The organism is Sphingomonas sp. AC435 (assembly GCF_979253005.1).
On the sequence record NZ_CEEDCJ010000001.1, the window covers coordinates 194,314 to 219,678 of the forward strand.

General features: G+C 68.8%; 27 protein-coding genes. 14 read left to right on the forward strand and 13 right to left on the reverse strand.

What is annotated here, in order from left to right; translation table 11 throughout:
* Positions 1-55: 55 nt before the first annotated feature.
* Complete coding sequence (gene rnc / locus AC0CH8_RS00925) at positions 56-760, reverse strand: ribonuclease III (protein WP_465238713.1); 705 nt, start codon at positions 758-760, stop codon at positions 56-58.
* A complete protein-coding gene (gene lepB, locus AC0CH8_RS00930; protein WP_465238293.1) occupies positions 715-1,566 on the reverse strand; it encodes a signal peptidase I in 852 nt (283 codons plus the stop codon). The genes rnc and lepB overlap by 46 nt, the downstream gene beginning before the upstream one ends.
* A gap of 111 nt (positions 1,567-1,677) precedes the next feature.
* Here lepB and pgi point away from each other — a divergent pair, with 111 nt between their 5' ends.
* Genes pgi through AC0CH8_RS00945 form a run of 3 tightly spaced genes read left to right on the forward strand, consistent with a single transcriptional unit; the run spans position 1,678 to position 3,772 of the window.
* Positions 1,678-3,183, forward strand: coding sequence for a glucose-6-phosphate isomerase (pgi, locus tag AC0CH8_RS00935; RefSeq protein ID WP_465238294.1), 1,506 nt, complete (start codon positions 1,678-1,680; stop codon positions 3,181-3,183).
* The gene (locus AC0CH8_RS00940) at positions 3,180-3,563 is read left to right on the forward strand and encodes a DUF4174 domain-containing protein (protein WP_465238295.1); all 384 of its coding nucleotides are present in this window, start codon (positions 3,180-3,182) and stop codon (positions 3,561-3,563) included. Before pgi ends, AC0CH8_RS00940 begins: the two co-directional genes overlap by 4 nt.
* Positions 3,564-3,601: 38 nt before the next feature.
* A complete protein-coding gene (locus AC0CH8_RS00945) occupies positions 3,602-3,772 on the forward strand; it encodes a hypothetical protein (protein WP_465238296.1) in 171 nt (56 codons plus the stop codon).
* Here AC0CH8_RS00945 and AC0CH8_RS00950 read toward each other — a convergent pair.
* Positions 3,750-4,400, reverse strand: a complete 651-nt coding sequence (locus AC0CH8_RS00950; RefSeq protein WP_465238297.1) for a PAS domain-containing protein — start codon at positions 4,398-4,400, stop codon at positions 3,750-3,752. The two genes, AC0CH8_RS00945 and AC0CH8_RS00950, sit on opposite strands and share 23 nt — an antisense overlap.
* 144 nt (positions 4,401-4,544) lie before the next feature.
* Here AC0CH8_RS00950 and gorA point away from each other — a divergent pair, with 144 nt between their 5' ends.
* Positions 4,545-5,894, forward strand: a complete 1,350-nt coding sequence (gene gorA / locus AC0CH8_RS00955; RefSeq protein WP_465238298.1) for a glutathione-disulfide reductase — start codon at positions 4,545-4,547, stop codon at positions 5,892-5,894.
* Positions 5,895-6,051: 157 nt separating this feature from the next.
* On the opposite strand, the gene AC0CH8_RS00960 is transcribed toward gorA, so the two are convergent.
* On the reverse strand, positions 6,052-6,816 hold the full coding sequence (locus AC0CH8_RS00960) for an enoyl-CoA hydratase/isomerase family protein (RefSeq protein ID WP_465238299.1): 765 nt from the start codon (positions 6,814-6,816) through the stop codon (positions 6,052-6,054).
* Positions 6,817-6,876: 60 nt separating this feature from the next.
* On the opposite strand from AC0CH8_RS00960, the gene AC0CH8_RS00965 reads away from it, so the two are divergent.
* Entirely contained in the window at positions 6,877-7,599 is a 723-nt protein-coding gene (locus AC0CH8_RS00965; protein WP_465238300.1) for a carboxylesterase family protein, read from the forward strand.
* Here the strand turns inward: AC0CH8_RS00965 and rarD are convergent.
* The 4 genes from rarD to AC0CH8_RS00985 form a co-directional block, all read right to left on the reverse strand.
* The gene (gene rarD, locus AC0CH8_RS00970) at positions 7,586-8,482 is read right to left on the reverse strand and encodes an EamA family transporter RarD (protein ID WP_465238301.1); all 897 of its coding nucleotides are present in this window, start codon (positions 8,480-8,482) and stop codon (positions 7,586-7,588) included. The two genes, AC0CH8_RS00965 and rarD, sit on opposite strands and share 14 nt — an antisense overlap.
* A 151-nt stretch (positions 8,483-8,633) precedes the next feature.
* Complete coding sequence (locus tag AC0CH8_RS00975) at positions 8,634-10,007, reverse strand: dihydrolipoamide acetyltransferase family protein (protein ID WP_465238302.1); 1,374 nt, start codon at positions 10,005-10,007, stop codon at positions 8,634-8,636.
* Positions 10,008-10,010: 3 nt separating this feature from the next.
* Entirely contained in the window at positions 10,011-11,018 is a 1,008-nt protein-coding gene (locus tag AC0CH8_RS00980) for an alpha-ketoacid dehydrogenase subunit beta (RefSeq protein ID WP_204200378.1), read from the reverse strand.
* A 226-nt stretch (positions 11,019-11,244) separates the two neighbouring features.
* Positions 11,245-12,528 carry a thiamine pyrophosphate-dependent enzyme gene (locus AC0CH8_RS00985; RefSeq protein WP_465238303.1) on the reverse strand — a complete coding sequence of 428 codons (1,284 nt, stop codon included), beginning with the start codon at positions 12,526-12,528 and terminating at the stop codon, positions 11,245-11,247.
* Positions 12,529-12,785: 257 nt separating this feature from the next.
* Between AC0CH8_RS00985 and AC0CH8_RS00990 the strand changes: the two genes are divergently transcribed.
* A complete protein-coding gene (locus AC0CH8_RS00990; RefSeq protein ID WP_204200159.1) occupies positions 12,786-12,962 on the forward strand; it encodes a hypothetical protein in 177 nt (58 codons plus the stop codon).
* 76 nt (positions 12,963-13,038) lie between these two features.
* Here AC0CH8_RS00990 and AC0CH8_RS00995 read toward each other — a convergent pair whose 3' ends face one another.
* A complete protein-coding gene (locus AC0CH8_RS00995) occupies positions 13,039-14,040 on the reverse strand; it encodes a fumarylacetoacetate hydrolase family protein (protein WP_465238304.1) in 1,002 nt (333 codons plus the stop codon).
* Positions 14,041-14,292: 252 nt separating this feature from the next.
* Here AC0CH8_RS00995 and AC0CH8_RS01000 point away from each other — a divergent pair, with 252 nt between their 5' ends.
* The 3 genes from AC0CH8_RS01000 (at position 14,293) to AC0CH8_RS01010 (ending at position 17,635) form a co-directional block, all read left to right on the forward strand.
* Complete coding sequence (locus AC0CH8_RS01000; RefSeq protein WP_465238305.1) at positions 14,293-15,729, forward strand: DEAD/DEAH box helicase; 1,437 nt, start codon at positions 14,293-14,295, stop codon at positions 15,727-15,729.
* A 246-nt stretch (positions 15,730-15,975) separates the two neighbouring features.
* Positions 15,976-16,242 (forward strand): hypothetical protein, encoded by a 267-nt coding sequence (locus AC0CH8_RS01005; protein ID WP_465238306.1) that lies wholly within the window; start codon positions 15,976-15,978, stop codon positions 16,240-16,242.
* A gap of 82 nt (positions 16,243-16,324) precedes the next feature.
* Positions 16,325-17,635, forward strand: a complete 1,311-nt coding sequence (locus AC0CH8_RS01010) for a methyltransferase family protein (protein WP_465238307.1) — start codon at positions 16,325-16,327, stop codon at positions 17,633-17,635.
* On the opposite strand, the gene AC0CH8_RS01015 is transcribed toward AC0CH8_RS01010, so the two are convergent.
* The 3 genes from AC0CH8_RS01015 to AC0CH8_RS01025 form a co-directional block, all read right to left on the reverse strand.
* The gene (locus AC0CH8_RS01015) at positions 17,578-18,975 is read right to left on the reverse strand and encodes a glutamate--cysteine ligase (protein WP_465238308.1); all 1,398 of its coding nucleotides are present in this window, start codon (positions 18,973-18,975) and stop codon (positions 17,578-17,580) included. The two genes, AC0CH8_RS01010 and AC0CH8_RS01015, sit on opposite strands and share 58 nt — an antisense overlap.
* A gap of 262 nt (positions 18,976-19,237) precedes the next feature.
* On the reverse strand, positions 19,238-19,978 hold the full coding sequence (locus AC0CH8_RS01020) for a 16S rRNA (uracil(1498)-N(3))-methyltransferase (RefSeq protein WP_465238714.1): 741 nt from the start codon (positions 19,976-19,978) through the stop codon (positions 19,238-19,240).
* Complete coding sequence (locus AC0CH8_RS01025) at positions 19,978-20,136, reverse strand: hypothetical protein (protein WP_204199445.1); 159 nt, start codon at positions 20,134-20,136, stop codon at positions 19,978-19,980. Before AC0CH8_RS01025 ends, AC0CH8_RS01020 begins: the two co-directional genes overlap by 1 nt.
* 201 nt (positions 20,137-20,337) lie before the next feature.
* On the opposite strand from AC0CH8_RS01025, the gene AC0CH8_RS01030 reads away from it, so the two are divergent.
* The 5 genes from AC0CH8_RS01030 to AC0CH8_RS01050 all read left to right on the forward strand — a co-directional run bounded on the left by AC0CH8_RS01030 (position 20,338) and on the right by AC0CH8_RS01050 (position 24,636).
* On the forward strand, positions 20,338-20,841 hold the full coding sequence (locus AC0CH8_RS01030) for a PEPxxWA-CTERM sorting domain-containing protein (protein WP_465238310.1): 504 nt from the start codon (positions 20,338-20,340) through the stop codon (positions 20,839-20,841).
* A 120-nt stretch (positions 20,842-20,961) separates the two neighbouring features.
* The gene (gene ubiA, locus AC0CH8_RS01035) at positions 20,962-21,879 is read left to right on the forward strand and encodes a 4-hydroxybenzoate octaprenyltransferase (protein WP_465238311.1); all 918 of its coding nucleotides are present in this window, start codon (positions 20,962-20,964) and stop codon (positions 21,877-21,879) included.
* Between the two features lie 203 nt (positions 21,880-22,082).
* A complete protein-coding gene (locus tag AC0CH8_RS01040) occupies positions 22,083-23,432 on the forward strand; it encodes a TldD/PmbA family protein (protein WP_204199442.1) in 1,350 nt (449 codons plus the stop codon).
* Positions 23,425-24,210, forward strand: a complete 786-nt coding sequence (locus tag AC0CH8_RS01045; RefSeq protein ID WP_465238312.1) for a 3'(2'),5'-bisphosphate nucleotidase CysQ — start codon at positions 23,425-23,427, stop codon at positions 24,208-24,210. Before AC0CH8_RS01040 ends, AC0CH8_RS01045 begins: the two co-directional genes overlap by 8 nt.
* Positions 24,211-24,321: 111 nt before the next feature.
* Positions 24,322-24,636: a PilZ domain-containing protein gene (locus AC0CH8_RS01050; RefSeq protein ID WP_465238313.1), complete on the forward strand. Its 315-nt coding sequence runs from the start codon at positions 24,322-24,324 to the stop codon at positions 24,634-24,636.
* Positions 24,637-24,654: 18 nt separating this feature from the next.
* On the opposite strand, the gene AC0CH8_RS01055 is transcribed toward AC0CH8_RS01050, so the two are convergent.
* Positions 24,655-25,365 (reverse strand): hypothetical protein, encoded by a 711-nt coding sequence (locus tag AC0CH8_RS01055; protein ID WP_465238314.1) that lies wholly within the window; start codon positions 25,363-25,365, stop codon positions 24,655-24,657.

Below are 25,365 nucleotides of genomic sequence, written 5' to 3' on the forward strand. Positions count from 1 at the left end.
GGTCGGTGACGCCGGGAGTTCAGTGACTTGCCCGAACAAACCGCTCGGCTCGGCGCTATGCGTCCACGCGTTCGAGCAGCGCCGCCGCCGCCGCGATCTCCGCCTCCTGCTTGTTGCGCCCCGTGGCCGTGGCGGACAGCGCCTTGCCGACCGTCACCGCGATCGTGAAGCGCGGCGCGTGATCGGGGCCGGAGCGATCGACCACGGTATAAACCGGCGGCGCACGGCCATTGGCGGCGGTCCATTCCAGCAGCGCCGATTTGGGGTGACGCTGCATCGGCGCGGTCGGCCGCGAACCCCAGGCGCGGTGGATCAGAGCCCGTGCGGGCTCCAGCCCTGCCTCCCGATACCACGCGCCGATCAGCGCCTCCATCACGTCGCCCAGCACATTGTCGCTGTTCGACGCGCCGTCGTCGCGCGCCTGTTTGCCGAGACGCAGGTGATCGCGCACGCCCAGCTCGCGCGCCACCTCCGCGCAGACTGCGCCCGTGACCAGCGCGTTGAGCCGCTTGGACAATTGCCCCTCCGGCTCCTGCGGGAACAGTTCCCACAGCCATTCCGCCATGACGAGGCCCAGCACGCGATCGCCGAGAAATTCCAGCCGCTGATACGTCTCGGTCGCGTGGCTGCCATGCGTCAGCGCGCGATTGAACGGCACCAGGTCGGCGGGCACCCGGCCGAACAGGCCGGCCAGCCAGTCTTCCAGCGGCGGCGTCAGAAGCCTTCTCCGATCCGCTCCCACCGCGCGGCCGAGAACCATGTCCACGGCTTCAGCCATTCTGCCGACCCATCGGTCGAGAAGAAACCGACCATCGCCTTGCCCTCGATCCGCTCCAGCGGGATGTAACCCATCCCGCGCGGGGCGGCGAAACGACTATCGGCGCTGTCGTCGCGGTTGTCGCCCATCAGGAACACGTTACCGGCGGGAACGGTGTAGAGGCCGGTGTCGTCCGCCTCCGGGATGTCGCGCTGGTCGAGCACGCGGTAGCTGCGCCCGCCGGGCAACGTCTCGCGATACTGGCGGTACCGGCAGATCGGCTTGCCCGCCGCGTCGGTGTCCTGAAAGTCGGACTCGCAATGCGTCGCGTCGAAATTGGGTGTCAGCGGCAGCGTGAAGTCGGCGATCCGCTGCTTCGGGATGGGCTTGCCGTTCAGGATCACCTGACCGCCGCGCACCTGGATCGTGTCGCCCGGCAGGCCGATGACGCGTTTGATGACGTCGTGGTCGGCGTGAGCGGGATCGGTGTCGCCCGGCTCCGGGTCCGGCGACCGGAAGACGACGGTATCGCCGCGCGCCGGCACCGATCCGAAGATGCGGCCGGGGATCAGCGGCACGCCCCATGGCAACGACCAGCGCGAATAGCCGTAGTTCCATTTCGACACGAACAGGAAATCGCCGATCAGCAGGCGCGGCAACATCGATTCCGACGGGATCGAGAACGGCGCGATGATGAAGCTGCGGAACACGAACACGATCAGCGCCAGCTTCAGCAGGAAGCGGATCGTCTCGTTCGTTTCCGAACGCTGCTTGCCGGAGAGCGGCTTGCCGGATGGAGCTTTGGCCATGATTTGAGGCGTGGCGTGCACCGTTGGCGGCGTCAAGATGGCCGGATCGTTTGCGCGTCCCATGCGTCCCCGCTAGCGACAAACCCGAAACGATTATCCCCCGGAGGTTTCATGAGCGACTGGTCGGCCATCGAGGCGCTACCCTCTTCCACGCTGGTCGAACTGTTCGACGCCGACCCCTCTCGACTCGACCTGCTGACGCTCGACACTGCGGGCATCCACTTCGACTGGTCGAAGACGCACCTGACCAAGGACGCTATCGACGCCTTTGCCGCGCTGGCCAAGGCCCGGAACCTCGCCGGCAAGCGCGATGCGATGTTCGGCGGCGAGCATGTCAACGTCACCGAGGACCGCCCGGTCGAGCACACCGCCGAACGCGGCGAGGGCAAGGCGGACAGCGTCGCGCGGGCCGGGCAATATCACGCCCGCATGCGCGCACTGATCGACGCGATCGAGGCGGGTGCGCTCGGCGAGATCCGGTCGGTCCTGCACGTCGGCATCGGTGGCTCCGCACTGGGGCCGCACCTGCTGGTCGATGCGCTGGGGCGCGACGATCGCCGGTACGACGTGGCGATCGTGTCGAACGTCGACGGCATCGCGCTGGAGGATGCGTTCGACCGCTTCGATTCCGCGACCACGCTGCTGGTGATCGCATCGAAGACCTTCACCACGACGGAGACGATGCTGAACGCCAATTCGGCGATCCAGTGGATGACCGAGCATAATGTCGAGGACCCGTACGGCAAGGTCATCGCGCTGACCGCATCGCCCGACAAGGCGGTCGAATGGGGCGTGGACGAGACGCGGGTGCTGCCGTTCAGCGAGGGCGTCGGTGGTCGGTACTCCTTGTGGTCGTCGATCGGCTTCCCCGCCGCGATCGCGCTCGGCTGGGACAAGTTCGAGGAGTTGCTGGAGGGGGCAGCCGAAATGGACCGGCATTTCCGCCTGTCCGCGCTGCACGAGAACGCACCCGCGCTCGCCGCCTTCGCCGACCTCTACTACACACAGGTCCGCCACGCGGAGACGCGCGCGCCCTTCGCCTATGACGAGCGCCTGCGCCTGTTGCCCAGCTACCTCCAGCAGCTGGAAATGGAGTCGAACGGCAAGGCGGTGACGGTCGATGGCCAGCCGGTCGGTCGCCCAACGGCGGCGATCACCTGGGGCGGCGTCGGCACCGACGCGCAGCATGCGGTGTTCCAGTTGCTGCATCAGGGCACGCATCTGGTGCCCGTCGAATTCATCGCGGTCATCGAACAGTACGACACGCTGGCGGAGGATCATCACCGCCAGTTGCTGCTGAACGCCTTCGCACAGGGTGCGGCGCTGATGAAGGGCAAGCATGCCGACGATCCGGCGCGCAGCTATTCGGGCGACCGGCCGTCCTCGACGCTGCTGCTCGACACGCTCGACGCGCGGACGCTGGGGGCGCTGATCGCCTTTTACGAGCACCGCGTATTCGTGAACGGCGTGCTGCTCGGCATCAACAGCTTCGACCAGTTCGGCGTCGAACTGGGCAAGGAGATGGCCAAGGCCGCGGATCAGGGCGGCGGCGATTTCGACGTGTCGACGCAGGACCTGATCCGCCGCGCCGGTCTCGCCGCCGGCCTGAACGGATGACGGCCCTGCTGGCGCTCGCCGCCGCGGCCGCCACCGGGCCGGCCATCGCCGATCTGCGGTGGGAACGGCGTGTGCTGGTGGTCGCCGCGCCGCGTGCCGACGATCCCGCTTTCCTGGCGCAGCGGCGCGCGCTCGGCGGGTGGGACGGTGCCGCCGATCGGGATGTGACGGTGGTCGAGGTAGCGGGCGACCGCGTCACCGGCGTCAGGGACGATGCGGCTGCGATCCGTAGCACCTACGCGCTGCCGGCCGCACGTTTCGCGGTGATCCTGATCGGCAAGGACGGGCACGTGGCGGTTCGATCCGGGGAACCGATCCTCGCCGAATCCATTCAGTCGCGGATAGACGCGATGCCGATGCGCCGCGCGGGACGTCGCTGATGCGACCCCCGGCCCAGCCACAAGGGACAGGTGAAGATATGGCCACGGAAGGGCCCGGCAGCCGGGTCGCAAACGCGCGTCGATTGATCGTGGAGGCGCTCGACATCCTCGATTCGGAACAGCTCTTCATCGTCGCTGCGCATCTCGGCCACGCGCTCGACTTGCTGGACGCGGGCAGCGGCCAGGCTATGCCACCGCCGACACGCTGAGCAACCGCTCGACGCGCGCCACACCGGCGTGGCTGAGCTGCACGATACCGCTCTCCCGGCAATCCCGATCGATATAGCCCTTCGCCTCCAGCGCATTGAGCCATCGTTCCGCCATCCCAGCGGTCATCGTCGTCGCGTCCGCCAACTCCTCCGCACGGATCAGCCTCCCCTCGGCTTCGGCCAGATAGGTCTGCAACAGGATACCCCAGGCGTGATCGGCGAACAGGTCGTCGCCCAGCTCGGCGCGGCGCAGTTGCATCATCTTCGCGATCTCGCGCGCGGCATGCCACAGCCGCTCGGGCCCCTCGGCCTGCTCACCCTGCCCGATGCGATGGATCGTACCGACCAGACGCCCGACTGCGCCGGACTGCAAGCGCGACACATAGACCTCGCACCAGACCAGCGTGCCGTCACCACGAACATAGCGCTTGCGGACCCGCAGCGGGCCTTGACCGATCGTCAGTGCGTCGACGGCGCTGCGGTTTCGCACCACGTCCCCGGAATGCGTGAAGTCGGCGTAGTTCATGCCGACAAGTACGCGCTCTGGCCGCTGCAACAGGTCGCACAGCGCCCGGTCCATCGTCAGGATGCGGCCATCCGCGTCGGAAACTGAATGACCTATCAGCATTGTCGTACCACTAAAGTCATCTACGCCCGGGCGGCCGGCGTGCCAACCCATGTTAACCGGACATAGGTTGGCAACGTATGCTGCCGGGGCCCCTTGCCCCGTTCCGATGCCCGCGCCATGTGACGGCTCATCGGAAGGACCCCCATGCCTCAGTACGACTATGACCTCTTCGTCCTCGGCGCTGGCAGCGGCGGTACGCGCGCCAGCCGGGTCGCGGCCGCGCACGGCGCGCGCGTCGCGGTGGCGGAGGAGTACCGGGTCGGCGGCACCTGCGTCATCCGCGGATGCGTTCCGAAGAAGCTGCTCGTGTACGGCGCGCATTTCGCCGAGGACCTTCGCGACGCGCAGCATTTCGGCTGGGACGTGCCCAGCCCATGCAGCTTCTCGTGGCAGCGGCTGCGCGACAACGTCCTGAAGGAGGTCGACCGGATCAACGGCGCCTACACACAGACGCTGGAGACGCATAAGGTCGACATCATTCCGCAACGCGCGGTCGTCACCGGCCGCAACAGCGTGCGACTGGCAGACGGCACCGAGAAGACGGCGGAGCGGATCCTCGTCGCGGTCGGGGCGCATCCGGCCATTCCGGAATGTCCCGGCCACGAACACGGCATCACCTCGAACGAGGCATTCCACCTCGACGCCGTGCCGAAGCGTATCCTGATCGCCGGCGCCGGCTATATCGCCAACGAATTCGCAGGCATCTTCCATCAGTTCGGCGCGCACGTCATCCTCGCCAACCGCAGCCAGGAAATCCTGCGCGGCTATGATGCGCAGATTCGCGACCGCCTGCTCCAGATCTCGATGATGAAGGGGATCGAGTTCAAGTTCGACGCAGCGTTCCAGGGGATCGAGAAGCTGGAGGACGGCTGCCTCAAGGTCAGCCTCGCCAACCACGATCCGGTCATCGTCGACTGCGTGATGTTCGCCACCGGTCGCCGTCCGAATACGGAGGGACTCGGGCTGGAGAGCGCCGGCGTCGAGCTGGACGAGATGGGCGCGATCAAGGTCGGTGACGACAACCGCTCCACCTGCCCGTCGATCTACGCGATCGGCGACGTGACCAACCGCATCCAGCTGACGCCCGTGGCGATCCGCGAGGGGCAGGCGTTCGCCGACACCGTCTATGGCGGCAAGCCCACGACGGTCGATTACGAATGCGTCCCCGCCGCGGTCTTCAGCCACCCGCCGCTGGCCGGCGTCGGCCTGACCGAAGCGCAGGCGCGGCAGAAGCTGGGATCGGTGAAGGTCTACTCGTCGGACTTCCGCCCGATGAAGAACGTGCTGGCCGGGCGCAACGAACGCGCGCTGTACAAGATGGTGTGCGATGGCGACACCGGCCGCGTCGTCGGCATCCACATGATCGGCCCCGACGTGCCGGAGATCATCCAGGCCTGTGCCGTGGCGGTCAAGGCCGGGCTGACCAAGGCCGACTTCGACGCGACCGTGGCCCTGCATCCGAGCATGGCGGAGGAACTCGTTTTGATGAGGTGAGGCCGCGGGCAGGCACGGCCACGTCCGTGCCGATGCGCGAAGCGCAGCCCCCGGTTCGGCCGGCGGGTCGGCAACGCCGAACCCCTCCGACGGTGCGGCTTGGCCGCGACGCCCCTTCTTCCTTTCGCCCCGTGTTCTTTTCAGGCGAGCCAAACCCTCACTCGCCAGAGAACCGCCCCGGCCGCCGCTCCGCCACCGCGCGCACACCCTCCGCAAAGTCGGCGGTCTTCTGCAACCACGCCTGTTCCGCCAGTTCGTGGTCGGTCTGCGCCGTCACCAGCGCGTGCAGGTCGCCGCGCATCGTCGCACGGGTGGATCGCACCGCCAGCGGCGCGCCCGCCGCGATCTCCTGCGCCAGCGCCAGCGCCGCAGAGTCCAGCGCATCCGGCGCGACCAGCGCGTCGAGCAAGCCCCACGCCGCCGCCTCGTCACCGCGGATGCGCCGGCCGGTCAGGCACATCAGGTTCGCGCGCTGCTGCCCGATCACCCGCTCCAGCACCGCGGAGATGCCGAAGCCGGGGTGAAAGCCGATCTGCACGAAGTTCGCCACGAACCGCGCGTCCGGCGTGCCGACGCGAAAGTCCGCGACCAGCGACAGGCCCAGCCCCGCGCCGACCGCGCTGCCTTGTACGGCGCACACGACGGGCGTCTTGACCGCGAACAGCCGCGCCGCCGCGACGTAGAACGGGTTGCGCTCCGCCGTCACGCCGTCGGCCACCGGATTGGCGTTGACCAGATCCGCACCCGCGCAGAATACCCGCCCCTCCGACCGCAGCACGATCGCCCGCACCTCGCGGTCCGCGTCCGCCGCGTCGAACGCCGCCCCGATCGCCGCGATCATCGTCAGGTCTGCGAAGTTCACCGGCGGGCGGGCGAAGCTGACGATCGCGACATGCCCGTCGCGGCTGGTGGTGACGGTCATGCCCCACTGTACCGCCACGCGCCGCCATGCCAAGCTGTTCGAAAATCGGGGAGAGGATGCATGAACAAGCTGCTGATGGCCGCCGCGCTGTTCGCCACGACCGCAGGTGCCGTTGAACCCGCTGGGCCGATCGTCGGCCAGACGCCGCACATGGCCTATCGCACCGGCGACTATGCGTTCCAGATGTTCGTCCCGCGCGGCTATACGGACGATCGCCGGACCCGCTGGCCGCTGATGATTTTCCTCCACGGCTCGGGGGAGCGCGGCACCGACGTGTCCGTCGTCGCGAAATGGGGGCCGCCGGCGGTCGTCGCCAAGCATCCCGGTACGCCGATGCTGATCGCCTCCCCGCAACTGCCGGAAGGCGACTGGGATGTGGCGAAGCTCGACCGGCTGCTCGCCGACCTGCGCCGCACCTACCGCGTCGACGATGCGCGCATCTACCTGACGGGCCTGTCGCTCGGCGGGATGGCGACATGGCGCTGGGCGCTGGCGCATCCGGCGCTGTTCGCGGCGATCGCGCCCGTTGCGGCGAAGACGCCGACCGACGCCGCCTGCACGCTGAAGGACCTGCCGATCTGGGCGCTGCACGGCGACCGCGACGAGGCGGTGCCGGTCCGCGGCGATTTCGAGATGGTGGAGGCGGTCCGCGCCTGCCGCGGCAGCGTTGCGCCGCGCCTGACCGTCTATCCGGACACCGACCATTTTTCATGGGTGCCCGCCTATGACGATCCCGCATTGTGGCGCTGGATCGGCGAGCAGCGCCGGGTCAGCTCGCGGTAGCAGGCACCCGCCGCGCGCTGCGCAGGCTGTCGCTCGCGTACAGCGCGCACCCGCCCCAGATCAGCGCGAAGGTGACGAGGTGGACCCAGCGCAGCGGCTCGCCGAACAGCAGCACCGCCTCTGCGAACTGCAAGGTCGGCGCGATATACTGGAGCAGCCCGAGCGTCGTATACTTCATCCGCCGCGCCGCCACTGCGAACAGCAACAGCGGCGCCGCCGTTACCGCGCCCGCCAGCACCAGCAGCAGATCGAGCCGCGTGTCCGTGCCCCACGCGCCCTGCCCGTGCAGCGCCGCCCAGCCCAGCACCGCCAGCGCCGCGGGTGCGAGGATCAGCGTCTCCACCGTCAGCCCGCCCAACGCGTCGATCGCCGCCACCTTGCGGATCAACCCATAGGTGCCGAAGCTCAGCGCGAGCGTCAGTGAGATCAGGATCGCGCCGCCCCCCGCCACCGCCATCACGATCACGCCCAGCGCGGCGACGGCCACCGCCACCTTCTGAACGCGGGACACCCGCTCCCCCAGCACGGCGACGCCGAGCGCCACGTTGACCAGCGGATTGATGAAATAGCCGAGGCTCGCCTCCAGCACATGGCCGTTCTGCACGGCCCAGATGTACACCAACCAGTTCACCGCGATCAGGCTGGCGCTCGCGACCAGCAAGAGCAGCGTCCGCCCCCGCGCCGCCGCCGCGATCCCGCGCAACCGCCCCAGCGCCACGACGATCACGCCCAGCAGCAGCAGCGACCACACCACGCGGTGGCTCAAGACCTGAAGTGCCGGCACGTCCTTCAACAGCTTCAGGTAGAGCGGCAACAGTCCCCAAAGGACATAGGCGCTGACCCCCAGCCAGGGCGCGGCGCGATCGGGGGGTGCAGAGGCCATACACCCCCATCGCCGCTTCTGCGCTGCACCGCAACGAAGTTGGTCTTGCCGGTGCCAAGGGAGTGCCGTGCAGGCACCGCCGCGAGGGATAACTACGTCATGCCGGGCGCGTCCCGGCATGACGGTGGGTGGTGCGGCGAATCCCCGTCCCTCAGTCCGCGAAGAGCAACACCGGCGTTTCCAGCATCTTCTTCAGCGCCTGCACGTAACTGGCCGCATCCCAGCCGTCGACGACGCGGTGGTCGCAGCTGATCGACAGGTTCATCAGCTTCGCGCGGACGATATCGTCGCCCCCCTGACCGTTCGGCCGGAAAACCGGACGCTCGACGATCTTGTTCGGGCCGATGATCGCGACCTCGGGCCGGTTGATGACCGGCGTCGTCGCGATACCGCCGAGCGGGCCGAGCGAGGTGACGGTGATCGTGCCGCCGCCCAGTTCGTCCGGCTTCAGCTTGCCGGCCCGCGCCGCATCCGCCAGCCGCACGATCTCGGTCGCGAGCTGCCACACGTTGCGGTCCTGCGCGTCGCGGATGACGGGCACGGTCAGCCCGGCGTCGGTCTGCGCCGCCATGCCGACATGCACGCGGCCGTGGCGCGTCACCACGCCCGCCTCGTCGTCGTAGCGCGCGTTGAGCATCGGGAATTGCGGCAGCGTCCGGCACATCGCCACGATCATCAGCGGCAGCAGTGTCAGCTTGGGCCGGCTGCCGCGGTTATCGTTCAGGTCGGCGCGGACCCGCTCCAGCTCGGTCACGTCGATTTCGTCGACATAGGTGAAGTGCGGGATGTTGCGCTTCGCCGCCGCCATGTTCTCGGCGATCTTGCGCCGCATGCCGATGACGCGGATCGCCTCGTCAGGACGCGCACGGCTGGCACCGGGTGCGGCGTAGCCCTGATCCGAGCCGTAGCGCAGGAACGCGTCGAGATCGGAATGACGGATGCGATCGGAGTCCGACTTCACCTGCGACAGGTCGATGCCGAGGTCCTTCGCGCGGGCACGGACGGCGGGCGATGCGAGGACCGGCGCGTCTCTCGCGTCTTCTCCCTTCTCTGTCAGGGAAGGGTCGGGGGTGGGTAAGGGCTTGGCGAGACCGCTGGGAGACTCACCACTCACCCCCGGTCCCGGCCCAAGAGGGAGGGGGGAAGAGGAAACCACCTCCTCCACACCCGGGTTCTCCGCCTCATATTGCTCGGCGACCTCCTCCTGCTCGCTCGAAGCAGGGGCGGCCTTCAGCTCGACATCGACCGGCCCCAGCGCCGGCGCTTCCTCGGCGGAGGCATCGACGTCGGTTTCGATCACCACCAGCGCCGCGCCGATCGCAACCTGATCGCCGACCTCGCCCGCCAGTTCGACGACGGTGCCGGACACCGGCGACTCCATCTCGACCGTCGCCTTGTCGGTCATCATATCGGCGATGTTCTGGTCTTCCTCGACGCGCTCGCCGATGCGGACGTGCCAGGCGACGATCTCGGCCTCGGCGATGCCTTCGCCGATGTCCGGGAGGCGGAAGGTGAAACGTGCCATGTCCTACGCGTCCTTCATGATCTTCTTGAGCGCCTCGCCGATGCGCACCGGCCCCGGAAAATAGGCCCATTCCAGGCTGTGCGGGTACGGCGTGTCGAACCCCGTCACGCGCTCGATCGGCGCCTCCAGATGGTAGAAGCATCGCTCCTGCACCAGCGCCGACAACTCCGCGCCGAAGCCGGATGTGCGCGTCGCCTCGTGCACGATCATGCAGCGGCCGGTCTTGCGCACCGACGCCTCGATTGTCTCGATGTCGAGCGGTACGAGCGTACGCAGGTCGATGATCTCCGCATCGACCCCCGCCTCCGCGACGACCGCCGTGCAGACATGGACCATCGTCCCGTATGCGAGGATCGTCAGCGCCTCGCCCGGCCGCACCACCTTCGCCTTGCCCAGATCGACGCGGTAGTAACCGGTCGGCACTTCGCCGGCGGGATGCTTCGACCAGTTCTGCGACGGGCGGTCCCAGTACCCGTCGAACGGGCCGTTGTAGATGCGCTTGGGCTCGAAGAAGATGACGGGGTCGTTATCCTCGATCGCCGCGATCAACAGGCCCTTGGCGTCGTAGGGGGTCGACGGGATGACCGTCTTCACGCCCGACACGTGCGTGAAGATGCCCTCCGGCGACTGCGAGTGCGTCTGCCCGCCGAAGATGCCGCCGCCGAACGGCGACCGCACCGTGATCGGCGACGTGAACTCCCCCGCCGAGCGATAGCGCAGCCGCGCCGCCTCGCTGACCAACTGGTCGAGCGCGGGGTAGATGTAGTCGGCGAACTGGATCTCCGGCACCGGCCGCAGCCCGTACGCGCCCATGCCGACCGCAACGCCGATGATGCCGCATTCGGTGATCGGCGTATCGAACACCCGCGTCTTGCCGAACTTCGCCTGAAGCCCGGCGGTCGCGCGGAACACGCCGCCGAAATAGCCGACATCCTCGCCCATCACGATCACGTCGGGATCGCGCGCCATCATCACGTCCAGCGCGGAGTTGATCGCCTGGATCATGTTCATGCGAGTAGTGTCGCCGTCTCCGGCGATGTCTCCGGCGGTGTCGTTCTGAACGTCGTTATCGGTCATGGCTTCACTCATTGTCCCTCTCCCGTCGGGAGAGGGAGGGAGCCGCGAAGCGGCGGAAGGGGGAGGGCAGGACAGCCGCACGGACTGCCCTCACCCTTCCCACGCGGCGATGCCGCGCGGGCCCCTTCCCTCTCCCAAAGGGAGAGGGAGCTATGCAGCATCACTTCCGGTCCCACGGCCGGCCGCTCGCCGCTTCTTCGGCCATCATCTGCGCCTGCTGCTCGCGAAGGTGCCACGGCATCTCCTCGAACACGCCGTCGAACAGCGTATCCAGCGGCTGGTGCAGACCGTGACCGAGGATGCCGTTCTTTTCGGCCTCCTTCTGCGCCGCCTTCACCTGCTCGGCGAGTTCGCGGTCCTGAGCGGCGTGACGCTCCTCGTCCCACTCGCCCAGCGCGATCAGGTGATCCTTCAGCCGCCGGATCGGATCGCCCAGCGGCCACGCGGTCGGCTCCCCGGCGGAGCGATATTGCGTCGGATCGTCGGAGGTCGAATGCCCCTCCGCACGATAGGTGAAATGCTCGATCAACGTCGGCCCCTGATTGGTCCGTGCCCGCTCCGCGGCCCACTGGGTCGCCGCATAGACCGCGAGCGCGTCGTTGCCGTCGACGCGCAGTCCGGCGATCCCGTACCCCACCGCGCGCGCCGCGAAGGTCGTCGCCTCCGCGCCCGCAAAACCGGAAAAGCTGGAGATCGCCCACTGGTTGTTGACGATGTTCATGATGACGGGCGCACGGTACACCGTCGCGAACGTCAACGCCGAGTGGAAGTCGCCCTCCGCCGTCGATCCTTCGCCGCACCACACCGCCGAGATCCGCGTATCGCCCTTCGCGGCGGAGGCCATCGCCCAGCCCACCGCCTGCGGGTACTGCGTGGTCAGGTTGCCGGAAATCGAGAAGAACCCGGCTTCCTTCGCCGAATACATGATCGGCAACTGCTTGCCCTGCAACCGGTCGCCCTTGTTCGAATAGATCTGGTTCATCATGTCGACCAGCGACCAGTCGCGCGCGATCAACAGCCCCTGCTGACGGTAGGAGGGGAAACACATATCCTCGTAATCCAGCGCATGCGCAGCGGCGACCGACACCGCCTCCTCGCCCGTTGCCTTCATGTAGAAGCTGGTTTTCCCCTGCCGCTGCGCCCGAAACATCCGCTCGTCGAACGCGCGCAGCAGCGCCATGTGACGCAACATCCGGCGCAGCGTGTCGGCGGACAGGCGCGGGTCCCACGGACCGACGGCGCGGTTGTCCTCGTCCAGCACCCGGACCATCGTATAGGCGAGTTCGGTGAAGTCGCGCGGCGAGGCGGCGGTATCGGGGCGCGGTGCGGAGCCGGCGGGCGGCACCTCGACGCCGACGAAATCGACCGCGTCGCCGGGCCGGAACTTCGGCTCGGGCACGTGCAGGGACAACCGGGGCAGGTTGGCGCGCGTCGGATCGGCCACTCGTCTCTCCATCTACGACGGCCACGGGGCTGTTCCCCTCGCGACCTCCCGACCCTCTTGCCGCTTTGAAATAAAATTTCAAGCGTCGTTCGGTGCTGCGCCTACACTCCGCCTGTGCCGAGCGGCTCGCGCGCCCTCCACCAGCCTGCGGCAACATCGCTGCTTCCGCGGCCTCTATCTAACTTATGCTGTTGTAAAACAAAGGAACTGTCGACCGCCGTGCCTGTTCGAAACGCATCGGACACAGGAGATAGGACATGGCACAGAAAGGCGCAGGCGGTAATCCCGGAGCGATCACGACCAAGGGCGGCGACGGCGCCCGCGGCAGCCTTGGCACGGGCCGGGGCGGCGGCACCCGCACCGGCGCCAAGAAGACCGCCTCGGCCAAGGATGACGAGGGCGGCAACGCCGGGCAGAAAGTTAACGGAGCCTAGGCCGGGCCGGCCGGGCGTCCCGTCACGCCCGGCCATGGCGCTCGCGCCCTGCCCTTGATCGAAAGCGCCCTTCGGATCACTCCACGGTCTGCTCGATCACCCCGAAGATGGGATGATGGCGGTCGTCCTCCGCCCAGATCCGCACCGTGTCGCCCTTTTTCAGGAACGGCGTCACCGCCTGTCCGCCGGTGATCGTCTCGACCGTGCGAACCTCCGCCAGACACGAATAGCCGACGCCGCCCTCCGCGATCGGCTTGCCCGGTCCGCCGTCCGGCCCGCGGTTCGACACCGTGCCCGACCCGACGATCGTCCCCGCGCCGAGCCTGCGCGTCTTCGCCGCGTGCGCGACGAGCGTACCGAAGTCGAAATTCATGTCCTCGCCCGCCTCGGCGCGCCCGAACGGCTGGCCGTTCAGGTCGACGTTCAGCTTGCGGTGCAGCTTGCCGTCCCGCCACCAGTCGCCCAGCGAATCCGGCGTCACGAACACCGGCGAAAAGGCGCTCGCCGGCTTCGACTGGAAGAAGCCGAACCCCTTCGCCAATTCACCGGGGATCAGGTTGCGCAGCGACACGTCGTTCGTCAGCCCGACCAGCCGCACCGCCGCCAGCGCCTCGTCGCGGCTCGCGCCCAGCGGCACGTCGCCGGTGACGACCACCACCTCCGCCTCCAGATCGCAGCCCCAGCTTTCGTCCGCCAGCGGGATCGCGTCGCGCGGCCCCAGGAACCCGTCCGACCCGCCCTGATACATCAGCGGATCGCGCCAGAAGCTGTCCGGCATCTCCGCCGCCCGCGCCTGCCGCACCAGCGCGACGTGGTTCACGTACGCGGACCCGTCGGCCCACTGGTAGGCGCGCGGCAACGGCGCTGCGGCGGCGTGCTCGTGAAAGCGATCGCGCGGAATCACCTCATGCTCCAGATCGGTCGCCAGATTGCGCAGGTCCGGCTCCAGCCGGTCCCAGTCGTCCAGCGCCGCCTGCAAGGTCGGGGCGATGTGGCCGGCATCCGCGCACCAGGCGAGGTCGTTCGACACCACGACGAGCTTGCCGTCACGGCCATGCTTCAGGCTGGCGAGTTTCATGTGGGGGACCTCTCCTTGTTTGACGCGGAGGGTACGTCCGACCCTCGCGTCCGACAAGCGCAGCTTGACTTTTCCGCGGTGCAGCGTATTTGGCGCACTATCGAGGCGTCATGCAGCGTGATCGGACCTTTATCGGTTCGGGCTCCGTCTCGGTCCAGCCAACGGCTTCCCTACTCACGCGGGGTGTCAATTTCCCCCGCCAAGCGAGCGCATCCGTGCGCGCGGCCTTGGCATCTGTTCTAAGGTTACCCCATGTCCTTTATCGATCTCGGCCTGTCCGAGCCGCTCGTCCGCGCGCTCGAAGCCAAGGGCTATTCCACCCCCACGCCGATCCAGGCGCAGGCCATCCCGACCGTGCTGGAGGGCGGCGACCTGCTCGGCATCGCGCAGACCGGCACCGGCAAGACCGCGGCGTTCACGCTGCCGTCGATCCAGCGCATGGCCGCCGCGCCGAAGCGCGTGCTGCCGACCCACTGCCGCATGCTCGTCCTCGCCCCGACGCGCGAACTCGCCAGCCAGATCGCCGACAGCGCGCGCGACTATGGCAAGTTCTCGAAGATGTCGGTCGCGACCGTCTTCGGCGGCACCAGCATCAACAAGAACCGTCAGGACATGAGCCGCGGCGTCGACATCCTCGTCGCCACGCCGGGCCGCCTGATTGATCTGGTCGAGCAGGGCTTCGTCAACCTGTCGATGATCGAGATCCTCGTCCTCGACGAGGCCGACCAGATGCTCGACCTGGGCTTCATCCACGCGTTGAAGCGCATCGTGAAGATGGTCCCGCGCAAGCGCCAGACGCTGTTCTTCTCGGCGACCATGCCGACCTCGATCCGCGAATTGGCCAGCCAGTTCCTGCACGAGCCGGCGACCGTCTCGGTCAAGCCCGCCGCCACGACGGCGGAGCGCGTCGACCAGCACGTCATCTTCGTCAACCAGGCGGAGAAGCAGGCGCTGCTGACGCTGACGTTGCAGGATGCGGCGATCGACCGCGCGCTGGTCTTCACCCGCACCAAGCACGGCGCGGACCGCGTCGTGAAGCTGCTGGCCGGCAACGGCATCGCCGCCAATGCGATCCATGGCAACAAGAGCCAGGGCCAGCGCGAGCGCGCGCTGGGCGAGTTCAAGTCGGGCAGCGTCCGCATCCTCGTCGCGACCGACATCGCGGCGCGCGGCATCGACGTCTCGGGCGTCAGCCATGTCGTCAACTTCGAACTGCCCAACGTGCCGGAGCAGTACGTCCACCGCATCGGCCGCACCGCGCGCGCCGGCGCATCGGGCATCGCCATTGCGTTCTGCGCCGATGACGAGCGGCCGTACCTGCGCGATATCGAGCGCACCACGCGCCAGAAGATCCCGGTCCAGGCCCTGCCGGAGGATTTCCAGAACAAGGCGAACGCGATCAAGTCGCAGCGCGTCAAGGCGATCGGCGAGGATCCCGCCGCCCGCGCCGACCGCCCCCGCCAGCAGCGCGGCCCCGCCAAGCCGCGCGCCACGCACGCGCCGCAGCACACCGGCGCGACCGGCCGCAACTACGCCAACGCCAGCCGCGGCGGTCGCCCGGCCGGCGGTAGCGGCGGCGGCGCTCGTCCCGCCGGCAGCGCCGGTGGCCAGGGCGGTGGCCGCGGTCGCGGCGGCGCAGGCCGCGGCGGCGCGGGTCGTCCTGCCGGTGCCTCGACGCAGGGCCGGTAAGACACGGGCGGGTAAATCACACGACCGCCAGAACAAAGGCGCCGCGACCCACCGTCGCGGCGCCTTTTCTTTGGCGCCCCCACCCCAGCCCCCCCTCCCTGCAAGGGAGGGCTGGGGAGCCTTGGCGACATCGCTCGCGGAGAGAACCAACTCTCCCCAAGGGGGCGAATACAATCCCAAATATCCGGGAAACCAAGTCCTTCCCGCCCGTTACCCCGTCACGAACACAGTGACCGGGACCGAGACATGGACATCTCCACCACCCCCATCGCCGAACGCATCGCCCGCGTCCTGATCGCGCAGCGGATCAGCGCCAACGCTGCCGGCGACGAAGAGTCGGCCTCAGCCACGATCGATGCGAACTGGCAAGACCACCTCCCTGACGCCCTCGCCGTCCTCCGCACCCTGCGCGAACCCGACGAAGCGATGGCCGCCGCCGGCGACGTCGCGATCTGGGAACGCATGGTCCTCACCGCCATCGACCACGCCACCACCCCGCGGGTTGTGCTGTAGCTCCCCGTCATGCCGGCTCGTCCCGGCATGACGGCCGCACCCTTAACTCCCCCCTAACCATCCCCGCGCTAATCCCGCGCCCATGTACCACGACCCAGCGCTCGCCGCCGCCACCCGCGTGACGCGTCCGGCCTCTGCCGTTTCAGGCGGCGCGGGGTTTGCCGGGTTTGCGGGCCTCGCGAGCTGGACGCTGGTCGCGCGCGCCAATTTCCTCGATGGGCCCTATTCGGCACTGGTCGGGCTTGCCGCCTGCGCGTTGGCGATGATCGCGTGGTCGCTGCTCGTCGACCGGGTCCACCGCTCCGCCACGACCGGCCTCGACTGGCAGAACCCGCAGCCGATCAGGGCCATTCTCGACATCAGCCTGACCAAGCTCGCCGGATACTGGCTCACCTGGGGGGGGATCGCCGCCGTCTACGCCACGGGCCGCTTCTACTGGCAGGGCAATTTCGAATTCGCGATGTGGTGCTTCCTGTGGGGGGCACCCGCACTGTTCGCGCTGTCGATCCCGTACGTCCTGTGGATCGACCGCCATATGGTCGAACCACGCGACGGCGCTTGGCACCTCGGCGCATGGCTGACCGGCCAGTCCGGTGTCGATCGCGGCGCGATCCAGAACCACCTCCTGAGCTGGGGCGTGAAGGCGTTCTTCCTCCCCTTCATGCTGGGCGGCGTTCCCTCCGGCTTCGGAGCGTTCGTCCGCGCCGACCTCGCCGGGGCACTCGCGCATCCGGTTGCGCTGACGCAGATGCTGATCGGCGCGATGTTCCTGATCGACATGGGCATCGCCACCGTCGGCTATGTCCTGACCTTCCGCCCGCTCGACGCGCATATCCGCAGCGCCAACCCGTTCGCGGCGGCGTGGATGCCCGCGCTGATCTGCTATCCGCCCTTCATCCTGATGCTCGACGGCGGGCCGTTCGACTATCATCAGGGCACCGCGCAATGGGATTACTGGCTGGGCGACCACCCCCTCCTGCTGGCCGCGTTCGGCGGAGTGCTGGTCGGCCTCACCGCGATCTACGCGTGGGCGACGCTGGCATTCGGGCCGCGTTTCTCCAACCTCACGCATCGCGGCATCCTGACGCACGGTCCCTATGCGTGGACGAAGCACCCAGCCTACTGGTCGAAGAACCTGTTCTGGTGGCTGTCGGTGCTGCCGTGGTTCACCACCGGCTCCCCCGTCGACGCGATCCGCGCCACGCTGACGCTGGGTGCGGTCAGCGGCATCTATTACTGGCGCGCGAAGACGGAGGAACGCCACCTCCGCCGCGATCCGGCCTATGTCGCGTACAGCGACTGGATCACCCGACACGGCCCGATCGCGCGCGTCCGTCAGAAGCTCTCTTCGGCGTACACGCGGGAGATATCGCGACCCCACGCGTCCTCGTAACGCTCCAGCAGCATCTCGGCCGGCACCTTCCCGCGCCGCACGATCTCGCGCAGCGGATCGAGGAAGCCCGTTTCGTCGTCGCCCGCCGCGTTGGTTCGCGCCCGCGCCGCCAGCCCGCGATGCGCGATCTCCAGCACCTCCGCGGCCACGTCACGCAGCTTGCCGCCACCCGGCAGCGGCGCATCCAGCGCCAGCTTCGGCACCGCATCGCGCAAGCTCTGGCGATCCTCGATCGACCAGTCCTTCACCAGATCCCACGCGGCATCGAGAGCTTGGCTGTCGTACAGCAACCCGACCCACAGGGCCGGCAGCGCGCAGATGCGGTTCCACGGCCCGCCATCCGCACCGCGCATCTCCAGGAACGTCTTCAGCCGCACTTCGGGAAACGCCGTCGACAGATGGTCGGTCCAGTCGTCCAGCGTCGGCTTCTCGCCGGGCAGAACCGACAATTCGCCCTTCAGAAAGTCGCGGAACGACAGTCCTGCGGCGTCGATATAGCGCCCCTCGCGGTAGACGAAGTACATCGGCACATCGAGCATGTACTCGGCGTACCGCTCATACCCGAACCCGTCCTCGAACACGAACGGCAGCATGCCGGTCCGCGCCGGATCGGTGTCCGACCAGATATGGCTGCGGTACGACAGCATCCCGTTCGGCTTGCCCTCCGTAAAGGGCGAGTTCGCGAACAGCGCAGTGGCGAGCGGTTGCAGCGCCAGCCCGACGCGGAACTTCTGCACCATGTCCGCCTCGGTGGCGTAGTCGAGATTCACCTGGATCGTGCAGGTGCGCAGCATCATGTCGAGGCCCATCGACCCGACCCGCGGCATGTGCTGCCGCATGATCCCGTAGCGTCCCTTGGGCATCACGGGCAGGTCGGCGCGCGCCTTGTCCGGCCACATGCCCAGCCCCAGAAATCCGACCCCTAGCCGGTCGCCGGCGTCCTTCACCTGCCGCAGGTGTCGGCCCGTCTCCGCACAGGTCTGATGCAGGTTCTCCAGCGGCGCACCCGACAGCTCGAACTGCCCCGCCGGCTCCAGACTGACGCTGCCGTCCGCGCCCGACAGGGCGATGACGTTCTTGCGACCGTCCGGCCCCAGCTCCTCGACCGGCACCCAGCCATGCTCGGTCAGCGCCATCAACAGGTCGCGGATGCCGCCCTTCTCGTCATAGGACGGCGCGTGATGATCGCTCGTGGCATAGACGAACTTCTCGTGCTCGGTCCCGATCCGCCACCGCTCCGCCGGCTTCTCCCCGCGCGCGAAGCTGGCGATCAACTGATCGCGCGATTCGATGATGGGGGATGCCTTCGCAGTCGCAGGCGCATCGGTCTTGGTCGTCATGTCGCGCCTCTACGCGCGCACGGACGGGTGCGCCAGATGGATTGGAGGCAGGCGCGGGGTACGGATCGTTGGTGCCGCGCGGCGTCCTGCCGATCCGGCCAGAGCAACGCCCCTGTCCTACATGGCCTTTTTCAGCGACAGTCGCATCGCTGTTTGACACCGTGGACCCTCACTGGCGCCGTAAGCGCGCGGCGAAGGAGAAGCCGCGACTGGCGAAGTGGAGAAACCCGTCCGACGCCTCCACTTCCTCCACTTCGGTTCTCTACCAATCCCCGGCCGCCGCCATCCACAGCGCCACCGCCGCCGCCGCCGCGGTGTCGGCTCGCAGGATGCGGGGGCCGAGCGTCACGCCGACCGTCGCCGGGCAGACGCGGATCGCCGCGCGTTCGTCCTCGTCGAAGCCCCCCTCCGGCCCGATCAGGATCGCGCCCGCGCCGGACCGCGCGCGCATCGCCGCCAGCGCCGGCTCGCCGCCGACCTCGTCCGCGAAGAACAGCGCGCGGTCCTCCGGCCAGTCGCGCAGCAGCGCCATGAGCTTCACCGGCTCCGCAACCTGCGGCAGGGCGGTGCGCCCGCATTGCTCCGCCGCCTCGATCACGTGCGTGCGCAGCCGTTCGGTATTGGGCTTGTCGACCACCGTCCGTCGCGTGACGACGGGCACGTAACGGTCGACGCCCAGCTCGCACGCCTTTTCCGCCATCCAGTCGACACGGTTCTTCTTCAGCGGCGCGGCGCACAGCCATAGGTCGGGCACCGCCTCCCGCTCCGCCAGCCGCTCCTGCACGTCCAGCATCAGGTCGCGCTTGCCGACCGATGTCGCCACCGCCAGCCATTCGCCGGTGCGATCGTCGAACAGCTTGACCGGATCGCCCGGCTTCATCCGCATGACGGAGCCGAGATAATGCGCCGCCGGTCCGTCGACGCGCCGCGGGCCCGCCATCAGTACCTCGTCCACGAACAGCCGCGGTGTCGATCGCGGCGGCCAGGCCGGCGTCGCCGCCATCACCGCTTCCTCTTCCAGATGCGCCGCCCGATCACCCACGCCGCGGCCATCCCCAGCACGCTCAGGATCGCGATGCCGGCGACGACACCCGCGACGCGGAAGATCGCCCAGAACAGCGCCTCCACGAAGCGCCCGACCGCGACGGACAAACCGATCATGCGGGGCCGATCATGAGTGAGTGCGCCGAACCATCCGCCGGGGATAGCGCCACCGCCACGCGCGGCAACCCCGCATGCCGGGTTGCTGCACCGCGACGTAAATTGATGAACGGCCGTTCATGTCGCTTGACGTCATAACGTCGCCGCCGCCATCCTGTCGCCGACGCCGCGGATTTGCGCGTTCCCGATCAAGGAGTTCCGATGAAGACGCTGCTCGCCACCGCCCTCGCTGCCGCCACGCTGACGGCCACCCCCGCCAGCGCCGAACTCTACAATTTCAGGCTGTCGGGCGACTACACCGCGAGCTTCTCGGTCGACTCCAGCCCGATCCCGGACGAGTTCATCCCCAGCCTCGGCTTCGTCCTGTACGGTATTCCCGTCACCGGTACCGACACCGGCATCTTCGATCTCGGGTTCTTCGAGGGCGGTTTCGGTGGCGGGATGAGCATCATCGACCCTGCCACGTTCGACGCGGTCTTCGTCGCCGACGGGCCGCAGCTTTTCAGCGGCACCGTGGCTGCGCCGACCTTCCTGACCGGCAGTTTCGCGCTGACCGAATATCAGGGCACCGGCCGCTACACCCTGACCATCGCCTCCGCCGCCGGCGCGGTACCGGAACCGGCAAGCTGGGCGCTGATGATCGCCGGTATGGGCTTGGCGGGCGGCAGCCTGCGTCGTCGTTCGCTGAAGCTGAGCTTCGGCTGAAGTCCCCACCTCCGTCATGCCGGGCTTGTCCCGGTATGACGGAGGGAGGTCGACGTGACCTCCCAAAACCCGCAAGTCCCCCGCCTTCCTCCTCGCCGGTCCTTGCGGCATAGGGCGGCCATGCCCGACACGCCGCCCCCGATCGTCCCCGATAGCGAACATCGCGGCCTCGTCGCCCGCCTGCCGCCGACCGCACGCGGTCTGGCGCTGCTGGCGCGATTCGACCGGCCGATCGGCTGGTGGCTGCTGTTCTGGCCCGGCGCGTGGGGCGTCGCGCTGGCGGGCGGCACCGCCGCGCGGTGGGACCTGATCGCGTGGATCCTGCTCGGCAGCATCGCGATGCGCGGCGCGGGCTGCGTCTACAACGACATCGTCGACCGCGATCTCGACGCGCAGGTCGCGCGCACCGCCGCCCGGCCGATCCCCGCCGGCCTGATCTCCGTCAAGGCCGCTTGGGTGTGGCTCGTCGTGCTCAGCCTCGTCGGGCTGGTGGTGCTGCTGCAACTCCACACGCTCGCGGCGGTCGTCGCGCTCGCCAGCCTCGCGCCCGTCGCCGCCTATCCCTTCATGAAGCGCATCACCTGGTGGCCGCAGGCGTGGCTCGGCCTCGTGTTCAGCTGGGCGCTGCTGGTCGGGTGGACGGAAACGGCGGGCAACCTGTCGGCACCGATGTGGTGGCTCTACGCCGGGTCGATCGCGTGGGTGATCGGCTACGATACGATCTATGCGGTGCAGGACCGGGAGGACGATGCGCTGATCGGCGTTCGCTCCTCGGCGCTGGCGCTCGGCGGGCATGTCCGGGGCGGCGTCGCGGCATTCTATGTCGCCGCGGTGGTGTTGTGGGGCTTGGGGCTGTGGAGGGTCCGCCCCGACCCGCTCGCGCCGCTCGCCCTGCTGCCCGCGGCACTGCATCTCGGCTGGCAGGCGGCGACGCTTCGCCCGGAGGACGGCGCCGGCGCCCTCGCCCGCTTCCGCGCCAACCGGTTCACCGGATTGCTGGTGTTCCTCGCCTGCGCGGTGGTCGGATCGACCGTATAAACGCCTGTCCTACACGCCCGTTCTATGAGACACCCGGCGGGCTGTTTCTCGTGACGACGACCCCAAGCCCGTCACCTCAATGACAGCCGGGGTGACGGAGGAGGCCAGAAGCCGCATTGGACTAACCTTAGCCTAACCTTCCGCGCCGTAACCGCCCAAATCCGCCCCTAGCATCCGCCGCCCCACCCCCCTAAGTCTGGGCGATGCTCACCACCGATCAGGCGCGCGACCGCGCCGCCGACATCGTCGCCCGCGCCCGGACGGCCGGGGCCGACGCCGCCGATGCCGTCTTCGCCGCCGACGCCGCGCTGGAAGTCTCCGTCCGCCTCGGCAAGCTGGAGGATGTCGGCCGCTCCGAAAGCGCCGAACTCGGTCTGCGCGTATTCGTCGGCCGCCGCTCCGCCAGCGTCTCCACGTCCGACCTGACGCCGGACTCGATGCAGACGCTGGTCGAACGCGCCGTCGCGATGGCGCGCGAAGCGCCCGAGGACGAGTGGGCCGGCCTCGCCCCCGCCGAACGCCTGCTCCACGGCGCACCGCCGCTGCTCGATCTGGCGGACCACGACGATCCTGCGCCAGAGCGCCTCCGTGACCTCGCCCTCGCCGCGGAGGAAGCGGCCCGCGCGGTTCCCGGCGTCACCAATTCGGAGGGCGGCGGTGCCAGCGGTTCTCGCAGCGTCTGGGCCCTCGCGACGTCGACGGGCTTCGCGGGGTCCTATGCCGCCACCGGCTACGGCCTGTCCGCCAGCGTGCTGGCCGGCGATGCCGCCGCCGGGATGCAGCGCGACTACGCGCATCACGGTGCCCGTCACCTCCGCCACCTCGACGCTCCCGACGCGATCGGTCGGGAGGCGGGGGAGCGTGCCGTCGCGCGCCTCAACCCCGGCCGCCTTGCCAGCGGCGCGATGCCGGTCGTCTTCGATCCACGCGTAGGATCGTCGCTGCTCGGCCACCTGCTCGGCGCGATCGGCGGGTCTTCGATCACCCGCCGCACCAGCTTCCTGCTCGACGCGCTCGGCACCCGCATCCTGCCGCACGGCCTGTCGGTCCGCGACGATCCGCACCGCCCGCACGGCCTGCGCTCGCGTCCGTTCGACGGCGAGGGTTTGCCCGTCTCTCCGACGGCGATCGTCGAGGACGGCGTGCTCGAGACCTGGCTGCTCGACTCCGCCTCCGCCCGCCAACTGGGGCTGGAGCCGACCGGCCACGCCAGCCGCGGCATCGGCGGCGGACCCGGCGTGACGACCAGCAACACCTATCTCGACGGCGGCAAGCTGCCTGTCGAAACGCTGATCGGCGACATCGCCGACGGCGTGTACGTGACGGAGCTGATCGGTCAGGGCGTCAACGGCGTCACCGGCGACTATAGCCGCGGCGCGGCGGGTTTCCGCATCGTCGGCGGTGCAATCGCCGGCCCGGTGGCGGAGTTCACGATCGCCGGCAACCTGAAGGACATGTACGCGAACCTGACGGCGGCCAACGACCTGAAGTTCCGCTACGGCACCAACGTCCCGACGCTGCGCGTGGACGGCATGACGGTCGCGAGTGGCTGAACCCGACGCCACCGACCTCTTCCCCGCCGTCGCGGAGACCGTCGCCGCGGCCGGTCAGATGGCGCTCGCCCGCTGGCGCACCGATTTCCGCCGCTGGGAAAAGGAGCCGGGCAGTCCGGTGTGCGAGGTCGACCTGGACGTCGATCGCATGCTCATGGCGCGCCTGTCCGCGCTGCTGCCCGACGCCGGCTGGCTGTCGGAGGAGACGGCAGACGCCCCCGACCGCCTGAGCCGCCGCCGCGTCTGGGTGGTCGATCCAATCGACGGCACCCGCGACTATATCCGCGGCCGCGAGGGTTGGGCGGTGTCGGTGGCCCTGGTCGAGGACGGGCGCCCGGTGCTGGCGGTGCTCGACGCGCCCGCGCGCAAGGAGCGCTGGTCCGCGACGCTCGGCCGGGGGGCGTGGCGCAACGGCGTCCGGCTCGCGGCGGGCGATCGCGCCGACCTGACCGGCGCGCGCGTGCCGGCCGATGCCCCGCCCCGGTCGGACCGCGACTTCGTGGCGGTTCACAAGCCCAACTCGATCGCGCTGCGCATGGCGATGGTGGCCGCCGATGAGGCCGATCTTGTTGCGACGCTGCGCTGGGGGAATGAATGGGACATCGCCGCCGCCGCGCTGATCGCAACGGAGGCCGGCGCCGCCGCCAGCGACGCGCACGGTGCGCCGTTGGTATTCAACAAGCCACGACCGCAAGCCTTCGGCGTCCTGGTGTCCGCACCTCGCCTCCACGCCGCCGCCGTGGCCCGGCTGGAGGCCCGCGCCGCCGCCGCCGGCTGAACGTTACGTAGATCGTACAAGATCTTGATGGTTTCCGGACAGGGTAGGTCGCTTGGTAAGCCGATATTGACCATTTCGGTTCATTACGCGTCATCGGTCAGGAGACACCCCGTGGCGACACAGCCCATTGAAGATCATCGCCCCGACGGGCGCAAGAGCACCCGCCATTCGCTGAACATCAAGGGCAGCGCCCGCATCGCGGTTGGTATCGACATCATCGACGCGTCCGCCACCGGCGTGAAGGCGCGCCTGTCGGTACCGCTGCCGATCGGCACGCTCATCAACATCGGCCTGCCCGGCAACAACAAGCGCCACGCCCGCGTCGTCTGGAGCGAGGGCGACATCACCGGCTGCGAGTTCGTCCAGCCGCTCGACAGCTACGACCTCATGATGATGCTGGACGGTCCGAAGGCGCAGAACAACTAAGGGCATCGGCCGGGACGCTCAGCCCGTCTCGTCCCCGTCCTTGTACTTCATCTCCAGAAAACGCCCGCGCGTCTGGAGGTTGTCGAGGTCGCCTTGCGCCAGTCGCGCGGTCATGTCGGCGATCTCGCGCTCGATCAGTTGCAGGCCGGCGACCAGCTCGGCGTCCGGTGTCCGGCCGTTGCGCTCGACGGTGCGCAGCGTGTCCGGCACCCGCGCATAGTCGTTGACGAAGGCGGGCAGCTGCTCGCCGACCAGCCGCCGCACCTCGAACGCTTCTTCCGTCTGCGGCTCGATCCGCGCCAGTTGCGGCGACAGCGTGTCCAGCCGTTCGCCGATCCGGTCGACCAGCACCTGCGCAGGCCGCGGCAAGGCACCGCGCTGCGCACCCAGCCAGCGCTCGGTCTGCGCGGGCAGCGCGCGGATATCGACCGTCTTCAGCTTTTCCGGCGGCGGCGCGGCACGCTCGCCGGGCACGAAGGACAGGAACAGCACCGCGGCGACCATCACCGCCATCACCAGCACCGCGCCCATGATGCCGAGCGGCGCGACCAATCCCCACAGTGTTGCCGCGACGAGTATCGCGACGATCGCGCCGGCGATCCACGTCAGCCGTTTGGCTATGCTCGCGGTCCGCCGGCGTCGGGCGCGCGCCGGCACGCCGTCACCGGTGTCGCTGATCCGCGCCCAGCTGGACCGCGCGGCGGAGATGGCGTCGTCGACGTCGCTCAT

Excerpts from the sequence above, each read along its gene's own strand:
- rnc (WP_465238713.1), bottom strand. The coding sequence starts at position 760 with ATGGTTCTCGGCCGCGCGGTGGGAGCGGATCGGAGAAGGCTTCTGACG.
- lepB (WP_465238293.1), bottom strand. The coding sequence starts at position 1,566 with ATGGCCAAAGCTCCATCCGGCAAGCCGCTCTCCGGCAAGCAGCGTTCG.
- pgi (WP_465238294.1), top strand. The coding sequence starts at position 1,678 with ATGAGCGACTGGTCGGCCATCGAGGCGCTACCCTCTTCCACGCTGGTC.
- AC0CH8_RS00940 (WP_465238295.1), top strand. The coding sequence starts at position 3,180 with ATGACGGCCCTGCTGGCGCTCGCCGCCGCGGCCGCCACCGGGCCGGCC.
- AC0CH8_RS00945 (WP_465238296.1), top strand. The coding sequence starts at position 3,602 with ATGGCCACGGAAGGGCCCGGCAGCCGGGTCGCAAACGCGCGTCGATTG.
- AC0CH8_RS00950 (WP_465238297.1), bottom strand. The coding sequence starts at position 4,400 with ATGCTGATAGGTCATTCAGTTTCCGACGCGGATGGCCGCATCCTGACG.
- gorA (WP_465238298.1), top strand. The coding sequence starts at position 4,545 with ATGCCTCAGTACGACTATGACCTCTTCGTCCTCGGCGCTGGCAGCGGC.
- AC0CH8_RS00960 (WP_465238299.1), bottom strand. The coding sequence starts at position 6,816 with ATGACCGTCACCACCAGCCGCGACGGGCATGTCGCGATCGTCAGCTTC.
- AC0CH8_RS00965 (WP_465238300.1), top strand. The coding sequence starts at position 6,877 with ATGAACAAGCTGCTGATGGCCGCCGCGCTGTTCGCCACGACCGCAGGT.
- rarD (WP_465238301.1), bottom strand. The coding sequence starts at position 8,482 with ATGGCCTCTGCACCCCCCGATCGCGCCGCGCCCTGGCTGGGGGTCAGC.
- AC0CH8_RS00975 (WP_465238302.1), bottom strand. The coding sequence starts at position 10,007 with ATGGCACGTTTCACCTTCCGCCTCCCGGACATCGGCGAAGGCATCGCC.
- AC0CH8_RS00980 (WP_204200378.1), bottom strand. The coding sequence starts at position 11,018 with ATGAACATGATCCAGGCGATCAACTCCGCGCTGGACGTGATGATGGCG.
- AC0CH8_RS00990 (WP_204200159.1), top strand. The coding sequence starts at position 12,786 with ATGGCACAGAAAGGCGCAGGCGGTAATCCCGGAGCGATCACGACCAAG.
- AC0CH8_RS00995 (WP_465238304.1), bottom strand. The coding sequence starts at position 14,040 with ATGAAACTCGCCAGCCTGAAGCATGGCCGTGACGGCAAGCTCGTCGTG.
- AC0CH8_RS01000 (WP_465238305.1), top strand. The coding sequence starts at position 14,293 with ATGTCCTTTATCGATCTCGGCCTGTCCGAGCCGCTCGTCCGCGCGCTC.
- AC0CH8_RS01005 (WP_465238306.1), top strand. The coding sequence starts at position 15,976 with ATGGACATCTCCACCACCCCCATCGCCGAACGCATCGCCCGCGTCCTG.
- AC0CH8_RS01010 (WP_465238307.1), top strand. The coding sequence starts at position 16,325 with ATGTACCACGACCCAGCGCTCGCCGCCGCCACCCGCGTGACGCGTCCG.
- AC0CH8_RS01015 (WP_465238308.1), bottom strand. The coding sequence starts at position 18,975 with ATGACGACCAAGACCGATGCGCCTGCGACTGCGAAGGCATCCCCCATC.
- AC0CH8_RS01020 (WP_465238714.1), bottom strand. The coding sequence starts at position 19,978 with ATGGCGGCGACGCCGGCCTGGCCGCCGCGATCGACACCGCGGCTGTTC.
- AC0CH8_RS01025 (WP_204199445.1), bottom strand. The coding sequence starts at position 20,136 with ATGATCGGTTTGTCCGTCGCGGTCGGGCGCTTCGTGGAGGCGCTGTTC.
- AC0CH8_RS01030 (WP_465238310.1), top strand. The coding sequence starts at position 20,338 with ATGAAGACGCTGCTCGCCACCGCCCTCGCTGCCGCCACGCTGACGGCC.
- ubiA (WP_465238311.1), top strand. The coding sequence starts at position 20,962 with ATGCCCGACACGCCGCCCCCGATCGTCCCCGATAGCGAACATCGCGGC.
- AC0CH8_RS01040 (WP_204199442.1), top strand. The coding sequence starts at position 22,083 with ATGCTCACCACCGATCAGGCGCGCGACCGCGCCGCCGACATCGTCGCC.
- AC0CH8_RS01055 (WP_465238314.1), bottom strand. The coding sequence starts at position 25,365 with ATGAGCGACGTCGACGACGCCATCTCCGCCGCGCGGTCCAGCTGGGCG.